9 protein-coding genes are annotated in these 11,954 nt (G+C 71.0%); 7 read left to right on the top strand and 2 right to left on the bottom strand.

The genetic code is table 11. The annotated features are described in order from the left end of the window. Window positions 1–32: 32 nt before the first annotated feature. A complete protein-coding gene (locus HRL51_RS07885) occupies window positions 33–1,337 on the bottom strand; it encodes an ABC transporter permease (RefSeq protein WP_172191159.1) in 1,305 nt (434 codons plus the stop codon). After that, entirely contained in the window at window positions 1,334–2,308 is a 975-nt protein-coding gene (locus tag HRL51_RS07880) for an ABC transporter ATP-binding protein (RefSeq protein ID WP_172120962.1), read from the bottom strand. Before HRL51_RS07880 ends, HRL51_RS07885 begins: the two co-directional genes overlap by 4 nt. Before the next feature lie 169 nt (window positions 2,309–2,477). Here HRL51_RS07880 and HRL51_RS07875 point away from each other — a divergent pair, with 169 nt between their 5' ends. The 7 genes from HRL51_RS07875 (at window position 2,478) to HRL51_RS07845 (ending at window position 11,909) form a co-directional block, all read left to right on the top strand. Continuing rightward, window positions 2,478–3,761, top strand: coding sequence for an alpha/beta hydrolase fold domain-containing protein (locus tag HRL51_RS07875; protein WP_172191157.1), 1,284 nt, complete (start codon window positions 2,478–2,480; stop codon window positions 3,759–3,761). Between the two features lie 51 nt (window positions 3,762–3,812). Continuing rightward, window positions 3,813–7,508, top strand: coding sequence for a chromosome segregation protein SMC (gene smc / locus HRL51_RS07870; RefSeq protein ID WP_172191155.1), 3,696 nt, complete (start codon window positions 3,813–3,815; stop codon window positions 7,506–7,508). A 109-nt stretch (window positions 7,509–7,617) separates the two neighbouring features. Further along, window positions 7,618–7,923 (top strand): hypothetical protein, encoded by a 306-nt coding sequence (locus HRL51_RS07865; protein WP_172120959.1) that lies wholly within the window; start codon window positions 7,618–7,620, stop codon window positions 7,921–7,923. Window positions 7,924–8,009: 86 nt separating this feature from the next. Beyond that, a complete protein-coding gene (gene ftsY / locus HRL51_RS07860) occupies window positions 8,010–9,188 on the top strand; it encodes a signal recognition particle-docking protein FtsY (RefSeq protein ID WP_172191153.1) in 1,179 nt (392 codons plus the stop codon). Window positions 9,189–9,408: 220 nt separating this feature from the next. Next, the gene (gene ffh / locus HRL51_RS07855; RefSeq protein ID WP_172191151.1) at window positions 9,409–11,043 is read left to right on the top strand and encodes a signal recognition particle protein; all 1,635 of its coding nucleotides are present in this window, start codon (window positions 9,409–9,411) and stop codon (window positions 11,041–11,043) included. A 66-nt stretch (window positions 11,044–11,109) separates the two neighbouring features. Next, a complete protein-coding gene (locus HRL51_RS07850) occupies window positions 11,110–11,583 on the top strand; it encodes a nucleotidyltransferase family protein (protein ID WP_172120956.1) in 474 nt (157 codons plus the stop codon). Continuing rightward, the gene (locus HRL51_RS07845) at window positions 11,580–11,909 is read left to right on the top strand and encodes a HepT-like ribonuclease domain-containing protein (protein ID WP_172191149.1); all 330 of its coding nucleotides are present in this window, start codon (window positions 11,580–11,582) and stop codon (window positions 11,907–11,909) included. Before HRL51_RS07850 ends, HRL51_RS07845 begins: the two co-directional genes overlap by 4 nt. The last annotated feature ends 45 nt before the right edge of the window (window positions 11,910–11,954 follow it).

The following is an 11,954-nucleotide window of genomic DNA, read 5'->3' as shown; positions in this document are numbered from 1 at the left end:
GCGAGTGCGTCAGCGGCCCCGCAGGGTCAGGCCTAGGCGGCCCGGCGCCCCAGGACCTCCTTGAGCGGTACACGTGCCCCCATCCTGGTCACGGCCCGGGTGTAGACACGGGCGGCGACCTTGACCAGCAGCGGCAGCGCCACCAGGGCGATGGCAAGAGCCACGGCCTGCTCACCCCAGGAGGAGTAGCCGAAGGTCAGGCGTGCCGGCATGAGGAAGGGAGAGAAGGGCGGGATGTAGGCCAGCACCTTCCACACGGCCGCCTGTGGGGAGCCGACCATGAAGAAGGACATCATGTAGGGCACCATCGCCAGCATCATGATCGGCATGGTGACGTTGCCCATGTCCTCCTGGCGGCTGACCAGTGCGCCTGCTGCCCCAAAGAGGATCGCGAAGGTGGCGAAACCGACCACCATCCACACCAGCATCGCCGCCACCACGGAGTCCAGGCGCAGGTTCGTGTCGGGCAGGACGTCCATGCCGCTGGCCGTCACCGCGGCCACGACGGCGATGAGCGCGTAGGAGGAGATGACCGCCAGGCCCGTGCCAATGACCTTGCCCGCCAGCAAGGAGGTGGGGCGCACGCAGGCCAGCAGGATCTCGACGATGCGGCTGGACTTCTCTTCCACCACCCCCATGGCGATGACCTGGCCTCCGCCCATGATGACAATGAACAGCAGGATGTTGACGATCATGAGGGCCGCGTAGCGAACCCCGGAGTCCGCAGGCCGGGGGTCGGGCGGGTCCAGGACGGTGGGCGTGGGCACAGCGTCCGTCATGGCCTGGCTCACCGAGGCCGGGTCCCCGCCTAGGAGCGAGACCTGCTCGGCCAGGGCCTGGCGCTGGAACAGGGAAGTCAGGGCGGCGACGACGGCGTCGTTCGCCTGCTCGCGGACAACCAGCTGTGGCTGGGAACCGGACAGGTCAAGGACCATGTCAACGTGGAGGGCGCCCTCGGGGCCGTCCTCAGCCAGGGCGGCGGACACGTCCTGACCACCCAGGTCCACCACCTGCACACTGCGGCCGGCCGAGGTGGCCAGGACGCCATCTGCCTCCGTCTCCAGGGCCTGAACGTGCTGGGCCTCGGCTCCGACCACGCCTAGCCGATAGGGCTCGTCCTGCCCGCCAGAGAAGTAGCCGTAGGCGACGATGCCGGCCACGACCAGCACCATCATGATGACCTGGGAGATGATCGCCGACTTCTTGAGCAGCTGGGTGCGTAGCTCGTGCCCGGCCACGAGTCGGATCTCGGCCCAGGCGGAGACCTGGGAGTCAGCAGATGGCTGGTGTCCTGTCGCTGGAACCGGGTGGGAGGTACGTGTGGGCTCGGTGCTCATGCCTGGGCCTCCTGGGTGTCGTCGGTGTCGTCAGCCGGAGCGGTCAGTGCCTCGCGGAAGATCTCGGTCAGGGGCTTGCGCACCGGTCCCAGCTCGCGCACGGTGCCGAGGGGGCGGGTCGCAGCCAGCAGCTCCTGCTCGTCCTGGCCGGACGCGGTGACGACGAGGCGGCCGCGGGAGTCCCGGCTGACCTCGACCTGCGGCAGGCCGGCCAGGGCGGGGAAGTGGGGGCTCAGCGTCGTCTGGCTGGTGGCATCCGGTGTCCCGGCGGCCGCGGCGCCGTCGTCGACGACGACCCGCCAGCGCGGGGCGGCGGTGGCAGCGAGCTGATCGATCGTGCCGTCCGCGACAAGGCGCCCGGAGCGGATGATGACGATCCGGTCGCACAGCCTCTCGACGACGTCGAGCTGGTGGGAGGAGAAGAGAGTCGGGACCCCGGCGTCGGCCCGCTCGCGCAGGACCTGGCTCATGACGTCCACGGCCACCGGGTCGAGCCCTGAGAAGGGCTCGTCCAGGATGAGCAGGGCCGGGTCGGCCACGAGGGCGGCAGCCAGCTGGACACGCTGCTGGTTACCGAGGGAGAGCTTCTGGACCTCGTCGCCGCGCCGGGTCTCGATACCCAGGCGCTGCGTCCACTCCAGGGCAGCCTCCTGCGCGCGGGCCTTGCTCACGCCGTGCAGACGAGCAAGGTAGGTCAGCTGGGCCGCGACCTTCATCTTGGGGTAGAGGCCGCGTTCCTCCGGCATGTAGCCGATGCGGCGGCGCAGGTCGGCGTCCACCGGCCGCCCGTCCCAGGTCACGGTGCCCGAGTCGGCCTCCAGCACCCCCATGGCGATGCGCATCGTGGTCGACTTGCCGGCGCCGTTGGCTCCGACGAAGCCGACCAGCTCGTCGTCGCCGACGTGGAAGGACATCTCGTCCAGGGCCTGCAGCGACCCGAAGCGTTTGGACAGGTGAGAGATCTGGAGCACGGGGCCTCCTGGTGTCGGTCGTAGGGGCGATCCTAACGACCGGCTCGTGTGCCGGCCTCCTCCTCGGGGGGGGGATGCTGACGGAGTCCTCCTCAAGGAGGAGAGGGGCCGGCGTGCGCACGTCCCGTGGTGGAGCTGAGGCGCTCACGCCTCTGGGTAGGGTGTGGCCGTGCCGCACGCCCCTGACCGCCCACCGCGCCGCAGGCGCACGGTCACCTGTCTCCTGCTCGTCGTGGCGGTCCTGGCTGCCGTGACGAGCCTGGCTGAGCTGATCGAGGTTCCTGGGCTCTCCTACGTCCTCATGCTGGGAACCTGGGGGATCGACTGGCTCGTGCTCCTGGCGGTGCTCACCCTGGTAGTGCTCGTGGTCCGACGTCGCCATCGGGACCGGGCGGTGAGCCTTGCCGCGCTCCTGCTGGTCCTCAGCCTGGTGGTCACCGCGGGGACGGGCTGGCGGCAGGTGGACTTCGCCCGGTCCCAGGGCGTGAGGCTGGACCTGTGGGCACTGACCGGGATCGGGCAGGGTGGGGCCTCTCCCGACCTGCAGCCGGTGGTGCTCGACGACACCGACACCGGACAGCTCCTGCAGGCCGGGGTGTGGCTGCCCCGCGACCGTGACGGCTCCCTCCTGAGCCTCGGGCAGCCTCGTCAGGGCGCCGGCTCAGGAGATGCGGCCGGCGTCGTCGTCCTCCTGCACGGAGGCGGGTGGTCCAACGGCAACCGGCTCAACCCCATGACCCGCGGTCAGGCCGCCTGGCTGGCGTCCCAGGGCTATCTCGCCATCGCCCTGGACTACCCGTTGTCCACCCCGGGGCTGGCGACCTGGCAGCTGGCGCAGTCCCGGGTGACGTGCGGCCTGGCGTGGGTGGCGAGCCACGCGGCCCGCTACGGAGGGGACGCGCAGCACCTGGCACTGGTGGGCGACTCGGCCGGCGGCAACCTCGCCCTGGAGACCACCTACCGGCAGGCGCTGGGCCTGCTGGACCCGTTGGAGGAGGCCTGCGGCGACCAGGTGCCGGACGTCGACGCCGTCTCCACCACCTACCCCATCGCGGACCCGGTCGGCTTCCACAACAACCCGGACCTCGTCATGGCACCCTTTGTCTCCGAGCGGGCCCGGCGCTACACCGGTGGCACGCCTGAGCAGGTCCCTGAGCGGTACGAGGCCATCGACCCGCGCCGCAAGCTGGAGGCCCTTGCCGCCCGGGGCCTGGCGCCGGACCTGCCGCCCACCCTGATCGTCCACGGGGAGCGGGACCACGTGGTGCCGGTGAAGGGCACGCGCAGCCTGGAGGCCTCCCTGAGCGCGGCGGGCGCTCCGCACACGACCGTGATCGCGCCCCTGACTGACCACGTCTTTGACCTGAACCCAGGCTCTGTCGTCTCCCAGACCTGGCGCACCCTGACCATCGAGCTCCTCTCCCGAGCAGGGGTGAGAGCAGCCGGCAGGTGAGCGGGGCCTGCCTGGCCACCAGGGCACGCTGTGGCCCGGTATCGTGGGCCTGTGCACCTCAAGACGTTGACGATCAAGGGATTCAAGTCCTTCGCCTCGTCAACCACGCTTCGCCTGGAACCCGGCATCACCGCCGTGGTGGGCCCTAACGGCTCAGGCAAGTCCAACGTCGTGGACGCCCTGACCTGGGTCATGGGCGAGCAGGGGGCCAAGAACCTGCGAGGCGGGTCCATGGCGGACGTCATCTTCGCCGGTGCCGGGTCCCGCCCGGCGCTGGGACGAGCCGAGGTGAGCCTGACGATCGACAACGCTGACGGCGTGCTCCCGATCGACTACACCGAGGTCACCGTCACCCGCACGCTCTTCCGAGGTGGTGGCTCGGAGTACCAGATCAACGGCACACCGTGCCGCCTGCTCGACGTCCAGGATCTGCTCTCAGACACAGGCCTGGGCCGGCAGATGCACGTCATCGTGGGCCAGGGACGCCTGGACGCGGTGCTGTCGGCGACCCCGGAGGAGCGCCGGGGCTTCATCGAGGAGGCGGCCGGGGTCCTCAAGCACAGGCGCCGCAAGGAGCGCGCCCTGCGCAAGCTCGACTCCATGGCGGCGGACCTGGCGCGCCTGACGGACCTGACCGCTGAGCTGCGCCGTCAGCTCGGTCCCCTGGCCCGGCAGGCAGCCGTGGCCCGGCGGGCCCGCACGATCCAGGTCGAGGTACGTGACGCTACGGCCCGGCTGCTGGCCGACGAGGTGGTCCAGACCCAGGCGCTGCTGGAGGCGGGGGACGCCGATCAGGCGGCCCTGGCGCGCAGGCGCGCGGAGGCTGAGGAGGCCGAGCGTGTCGCCCGCGCCCGTGCGGCTGAGCTCGCCGGGGCCGAGGCGACCCTGGGGCAGCGCCTTGCGCGCGCCACGACCACCTGGGAGGAGCTCGTCGCAGCCGCTCAGTCCTTCTCAGCCCTGGCTGACGTCGCCACCGAGCGTGTGCGCGGTCTCGCTGCCGCCCCGCGCCCGGCCCTGGGCACTGACCCGCAGGAGCTGGAGCGTCGTGCCCAGGCGGCCGCCGAGGAGGAGACCGAGCTCGTTGACGCCGTCGAGGCTGCGCGTACGGCGCTGTCCGTGGCTACTGACCAGCGTGGAGAGGCCGAGCGTGCCGAGGCCGCGGCCTCCCAGGCCGTCGAGGCGCTGGCCCGCGAGCAGGCTGACCGCCGCGAGAAGCTGGCCCGGGCCGGGGGAGCGGTGGCCTCGGCCCGGGCCCGCCACGAGGCTGCGTCGGTAGCCTGCGAGCAGGCACGTACCTCCTTGGCTCAGGCTGTCGAGCGTGAGCAGGCCGCCAGGACCGCGCGGGAGGAGGCCGGGGTCGAGCAGGCTGGGTCGACCGGACAGCGTGACGCTGAGGACGGCGGTGCGGGCAGCGGTACGGGCGAGGCCGACACCGTCACCTCCGGCTCGGCCCAGGAGCAGGCCGCGGCCGACCACGAGGCAGCCAGCGCCGCGCTCGCGGCCGCCCGTGACGCCGTCGCCGCCGCCAACGACGCCCGACGTGAGGCGGCCTCCGACCGTGCGACCTGGACCGCGCGGCGCGACACCCTCGCCCTGTCGCTGTCCGCCCAGGACTCGACCTCTGAGCTGGCCGGCTCAGACCTGCCCGGCGTCATCGGGCCGCTGGCGGACCAGCTGAGCGTCGAGCGAGGGTGGGAGAACGCCGTCGCGGCGCTGCTGGGAGAGCTGGCCACCGCGGCCCTCATGACAGACGACGACGCCGCCACCCGTGCCCTGGTCCAGGCGCGCACGACCGGCTCCACCAGCCTCCGGCTCGTGGTGGCTGACTCTCGCGGTACCCAGCAGCCCGACGACGCACGCCCCAGGGACCGTGACGCAGGACCGGTGACGGCGCTGAGCCTGGTAGGAGTCCGCCGTCCGGACCTGGAGGCGCTGGTCGGTCACCTGCTCGGCGGGGCGTGGGTCGCGGAGGACCTGGAGGCCGCAGCACGGCTGCGGAAGCGCGTGCCGGGTGCCGTCGTCGCCACTCGCGACGGCGAGGTCCTGGCTCCGGGTCGTGCCAGCGCCGTGGGACGGGGAACGAGCTCGGTCCTGGAGCTCGCTGCGGCCCACGAGGAGGCAGCCACCGAGGCACGTGCGGCGGGACAGGCGGAGGCGCAGGCGCAGGCGGCTCTGGAGCAGGCTCGCGTCGCGGAGGACGAGGCACGCCGCCGGGTGAGCCAGGCCCTGACGGCCCTGCGCGCCGCCGACGCCGAGGCAGCCAAGGCTGCCGAGACCCTGGCACGGCTGACCTCGGCGGTGCGCGCGGCGCAGGAGGAGACCGGGCGAGCCCGTCGTGTCCTGGAGCGTGCTGAGGCGGAGAGTACGCAGCGCACCGCCGAGCTGGCCGCAGCCAGCGCCGCTCTGGCCCAGGTCGAGGGCGACCAGGCCGCAGGTGAGGACCTGGGTGTCCGTCTTCACACTGCCCGTGACCAGCGGGAGCAAGCGGCCCAGGACGCCCGTCAGGCGCGCGGTGCCGAGACCGAGGCGAGGCTCGCCCTGCGCACCGCGGAGGAGCGTGAGCGCTCGGGACGAGGACGGGCTGAGTCCCTGCGGGCGGCGGCGCGTCGCGAGCGTGAGGCCCGGGCTGCCGCCGAGCGGTCCCAGCGTCGTCGGGCCGCGGCGACGGCCCTGGCCTCTCACGTGCGCGACCAGGCGCGCGCTGCGCACGAGGCGGCCTCAGCGTGGGCCGCTCAGGCGCAGGAGGAGCGCCGTGCCCTGGAGGAGGAGCGGGCGCGCTCGGCCGAGGCCAGCGCCCGGGCGCGTGAGGAGATCGACGAGGCGACCCGTCTGATCGCCCATCTGACTGACGCCGCCCACCGCGACGAGGTGGCACGCGCCGAGCAGCGGGTGCGTCTGCAGGCGCTGGCGGACCGGGCGATGAGCGAGCTCGGTACGGGGCTGGAGCCCCTGGTCGAGGAGTACGGTCCTCACATGCTCGTGCCCGACCTGTCGGTGCAGGCTGACGACGACGTCGCTGACGGCCAGGACGCCAGCCAGGAGGGACCCAGCGGCGAGGGCGGGGACAGGCGCGCAGCGCGCCCCTACGTGCGGGCCGAGCAGGAGAAGCGCCTGGCGCGTGCCAGCCGGGACCTGGCTCGGCTGGGCAAGGTCAACCCCCTGGCGCTGGAGGAGCACGCGGCCCTGGAGCAGCGTCACCAGTTCCTGGCCGAGCAGCTGGCGGACCTGACTCGTTCGCGCGCGGACCTGCTGCGCATCATCGAGGAGATCGACGCCAGGGTGCTGGAGGTCTTCACCAGCGCCTGGCAGGACACCGCACGTGAGTTCGAGGTCATCTTCGACCGCCTCTTCCCCGGTGGCCAGGGCCGCCTGGTGCTGACGGACCCCTCGGACATGCTGACCACGGGGATCGAGATCGAGGCGCGGCCGGCGGGCAAGAAGGTCACGCGGCTGTCCCTGCTCTCCGGCGGTGAGCGCTCGCTGGCGGCGGTGGCCCTGCTGATCGCCATCTTCAAGGCGCGTCCCTCGCCCTTCTACGTCATGGACGAGGTCGAGGCGGCCCTGGACGACACGAACCTGGGGCGGCTGCTGGAGATCTTCACCGAGCTGCGTCGCGACAGCCAGCTCATCATCATCACCCACCAGAAGCGCACCATGGAGGTGGCTGACGCCCTGTACGGCATCACCATGCGTGAGGGCGTGACCCAGGTGGTCTCCCAGCGGCTGGCCAGAAAGACCGAGGACTGAGCACGGCCGCGACCTTGTGAGGTGACTGACGTGACCAAGACTGCATCACGTTTTGGTGACGTCGCGAGTCACGCTGGTGACCGCTGGAGGTGCGGGCCATCATGGGGCCATGAGCTCGATGATCCTTCCCCTCCTTGTCGTCCTTGTCGCTGCTCTGTTGGTCCTCGGCATGGTGATCGCCGAGCGCTACCCGATCTCCACCTGGAAGGACCAGCTGCAGCGCCTGCGTGAGATCGCCGCCGAGAAGAACGACCCGGTGCGTGTGGTGCCCCAGGAGGCACGCCTGGAGGACCTCATGACACATGACGAGTCCTCGGTCTACACCGGCACTGAGAGCTTCTCCGGGCTGGTCGACGTCGTCGAGCGGGCGATGGACAGCGCCGAGTCGCGCGCCGCGAGCCTGCGCCGACGCTGAACGTCCCTGCCCCACCCAGCGCCGCGGTCACGTCACACGGTGCGGGCTTGGTCGCACCTGCGCCGTCATAGGCCATGATTAGGGGCATGGACTCCACCACGCTCCTTCTTCTCGTCCTCGCCCTGGTCGCGGCCGTCGCCGTGGTCGGAGGTATCGTCGTCGTACGACGGCGTGGCTCCGGCTCGCGCCAGCTGCCCGCACGCCCTGACCAACGCGAGCTGCCCACGTCGCAGGAGCCGGCCGAGGACAGCGAGGCCCCCGTCAGCGCCACAGGGCTCGCCGAGCCTGGTGCTGTCCTGTCCCGGGTAGAGGCACCTGAGTCCATCCCCGGGCGCATGCAGCGTCTGCGCGCGCGTCTGGCGGGATCGGGAGGCTTCGGCAAGGCTGTTCTGTCCGTGCTCTCCCGCGGCGACCTCACGGAGGCCGACTGGGAGGAGATCGAGGACACCCTGCTGACCTCGGACCTGGGCATCGAGGTGACGACGGCGCTCATGGACACCCTGCGCACGCAGGCCAAGGTCCTGGACACCTCTGACCCCGCTGCGGTCCGTGGCGTGCTGCGCGAGGAGCTGCTGCGGCTCGTCGACCCCACGATGGACCGCTCCCTCAACCTCGCGGCCCCGCCGGCCTCCAAGGACTTCACCGGTGAGGGGACTCCGGCCGCAGCGGTGCTCATGGTGGGGGTCAACGGCACGGGGAAGACCACGACCTGCGGCAAGCTCGCCCGTGTCCTGGTCGCCCAGGACCGGACCGTCCTCATGGGCGCGGCTGACACCTTCCGTGCGGCTGCGGCCGAGCAGCTGAGCACCTGGGGCGAGCGTGTGGGCGTGGAGGTCGTGCGCTCTGAGCGTGAGGGCGCCGACCCTGCCTCCGTGGCCTTCGACGCCGCGCGCCAGGCCGCCGCCCAGGGCGTGGACGTGGTCCTGGTCGACACCGCGGGCCGGCTGCAGAACAAGTCCGGGCTCATGGACGAGCTGGGCAAGATCAAGCGTGTCATGGGCAAGATCGCACCAGTGGGAGAGATTCTGCTGGTCCTGGACGCCACCACCGGTCAGAACGGCATGCGTCAGGCGCAGGTCTTCTCCGAGGCCGTAGGCGTGACCGGGATCGTGCTCACCAAGCTCGACGGGACCGCCAAGGGAGGGATCGTGGTCACGGTCCAGCGGGAGCTGGGAGTGCCGGTCAAGCTCGTCGGACTCGGTGAGGGTGCGGACGACCTGGCACCCTTCGACCCCGAAGGGTTCGTCGACGCCCTGCTGGCCTGAGGGAGGAGGACCTGCTGGCACGCACAGCCGCGCGACGTCCGGTGCTCACCTCAGGTGAGCACCGGCCACCAGCCGGGCCCGCACCCTCCCAGCCGGGCAGGGTGCGGGCCCTCCGCTATCCTTGGACCTAGCCATGCCCAGGGCCGGACGCAGGCCGCCGCCGTCGTCCTCCCGGGCCCCAGCAACTCGCGCCCCTGCGGCGTACAAGGAAGGACACCGAGTGTTCGGCAACCTCTCCGACCGGCTGACCGCCTCCTTCAAGGGCCTGCGCGGCAAGGGCCGCCTCACCGACGCCGATATCGACACCACCGTCTCCGAGATCCGCCGCGCCCTGCTCGAGGCTGACGTCGCTCTGCCGGTGGTGCGCTCCTTCATCTCCGCCGTGCGCGAGAAGGCCAAGGAGGCCGCGCGGTCCCAGGCGCTCAACCCCGCCCAGCAGATCATCAAGATCGTCAACGACGAGCTCGTCGAGGTCCTCGGAGGCACCACCCGCGAGCTGAGGTGGGCCGACCGCGGTCCGACCGTCATCATGCTCGCCGGCCTCCAGGGTGCCGGTAAGACGACCCTGGCGGGTAAGCTCGGGCACTGGCTGAAGGGCGAGGGCAGGCGCGTCCTGCTCGTGGCCTGCGACCTCCAGCGCCCCAACGCCGTGACCCAGCTCAGCGTCGTGGCCGAGCGGGCAGGCGTGGACGTGTGGGCCCCCGAGCCAGGCAACGGCGTGGGTGACCCGGTGGCCGTGGCCGCGTCCGGCGTGGAGCAGGCGCGCACCTACGGCTACGACGTCGTGGTCGTCGACACCGCCGGACGTCTGGGTGTGGACGCGGAGATGATGGACCAGGCCATCCGCATCCGCGACGCTGTCCACCCCCACGAGATCCTCTTCGTCCTGGACGCCATGGTCGGTCAGGACGCGGTCAACACCTCCGTCGCCTTCCGCGACGGCGTGGGCTTCACCGGCGTGGTCCTGTCCAAGCTCGACGGCGACGCCCGTGGTGGCGCGGCCCTGTCCGTACGAGGCGTCACCGGTGCCCCGGTGCTGTTCTCCTCCACCGGTGAGGGCCTGGAGGACTTCGAGCGCTTCCACGCCGACCGCATGGCCAGCCGTATCCTGGACATGGGCGACCTGCTCACCCTCATCGAGCAGGCCCAGCGCACCTTCGACGAGAAGGAGGCTGAGGCCGCCGCGGCCAAGATGGCCTCGGGTACCTTCACCCTGGAGGACTTCCTCGACCAGCTGCGCCAGATCCGCAAGCTGGGCTCGATGAAGAAGCTGCTGGGCATGATGCCCGGCATGGGCCAGATGCGTGAGGCGATCGAGGCCTTTGACGAGCGCGAGGTCGACCGCATCGAGGCGATCGTGTGCTCGATGACTCCGGCGGAGCGCCGTGACCTCTCCATTCTCAACGGCTCTCGGCGTACCCGTATCGCCAAGGGGTCGGGAACCACGGTCCAGGCCGTCAACCAGCTGGTCGAGCGCTTCGAGCAGGCTAAGAAGATGATGGAGGCCATGAGTGCCGGCGGCGGCCTGGGCGGTATGGGCGGCGGTATGCCGGGCATGGGGTCTCTGCCTGGCATGGGCAAGCGTGCCAAGGCCCGCCAGGCGCCCAAGGCCAGGAGCGGTAAGGGTGGTAAGAAGGGCAGGTCCGGCAACCCTGCCAAGGCGGCGCGCCAGGCGCGTGAGGTCGCGGCTCGCCGTGAGCAGGGCGAGGTCCCGAGCCTGCCTGCGGCTCCGGCAGCGGGGTCCTCCTTCGGCCTGGGTGGTGCTGCGCCTACGGCTCAGCCCTCCGGTGACGAGGTCGCCGACGCCATGAACGCCCTGCCCGAGGACCTGCGCCGTCGCCTGGGCCTGGCCTGACGTTGTTGCCGGTCAAGGACGTCAGGATCCCGCTCCATCCATGATCTGATATGCGATCATGGATGCATGGACGCCACCACCCTCGCGAGCAGAGCCCGTCACGCAGACGAGCTCATCGCACGCGGCCGGCGGGAGCTTGAGTCGACCGTGCGCGAGGCCTACGCGGCTGGCCTGACGCAGCGGCAGATCGCTCAGTGCGTGGGACGTAGCCAGTCTGAGGTCAACCGCCTGGTCCGGTTCCACGGAACGGGCCCGCACGCCCGTGTGCTGAGAAGAAGCCGTTCGCGTGTCCGGGAGATTCTGGCTCAGGCTGGTCTCCTGAAGCCGCGTGTCTTTGGTTCGACCGCGCGCGGTGAGGACCGTGAGGACTCGGACATCGACCTGCTGGTCACCAGCGCTCGGGCTGTCAGCCTGCTGGAGCAGGCGCGGATCGAGCGCCGCCTCAGCGAGTGCGTGGGCCTTCCGGTCGACCTCGTCCTCGAGGAGTCCCTGCGTCCGGACCTTAGGGACAGAGTCCTTCGTGAGGCCGTGCCGCTGTGAGACTGACTGCCTACCAGCTGTGCCAGGAAGCGCTGCTTCATTGCGAGCGGGCGCGTAGGTACACTGAGCGGGACCTGTCAGATCCGGTAGTTGTCGATGCCATCGCTCTGCGGATGGCGGCGATGATCGATGTGCTTCACCGGCTTCCGGACTCGGTCCGCCAGGAGTGCTTCGGCGATGAGTGGGTCGACATCTGGGGCATGAGGAACAGGATTGTCCATGGCTACATGACTGTGGACCCGCGAGTGATCACAGTCACCGTCCAGCAGGACCTTGCTCAGGTCGAGCACGAGGTGCGTTGCTGGATGCAGGACCACGCGCAGTAACCTCGCCCGAGGACCTGCGCCGTCGCCTGGGCCTGGCCTGAGGCG

Source organism: Actinomyces faecalis, assembly GCF_013184985.2.
Taxonomy (GTDB): domain Bacteria; phylum Actinomycetota; class Actinomycetes; order Actinomycetales; family Actinomycetaceae; genus Actinomyces; species Actinomyces faecalis.
Note: the sequence above shows the minus strand (reverse complement) of the source record. Positions and strands in the feature narration are given on the sequence as shown.

Coding starts and splice junctions, on each gene's coding strand:
- HRL51_RS07885 (WP_172191159.1), bottom strand. CDS start 1,337: ATGAGCACCGAGCCCACACGTACCTCCCACCCGGTTCCAGCGACAGGA.
- HRL51_RS07850 (WP_172120956.1), top strand. CDS start 11,110: ATGGACGCCACCACCCTCGCGAGCAGAGCCCGTCACGCAGACGAGCTC.
- HRL51_RS07865 (WP_172120959.1), top strand. CDS start 7,618: ATGAGCTCGATGATCCTTCCCCTCCTTGTCGTCCTTGTCGCTGCTCTG.
- ftsY (WP_172191153.1), top strand. CDS start 8,010: ATGGACTCCACCACGCTCCTTCTTCTCGTCCTCGCCCTGGTCGCGGCC.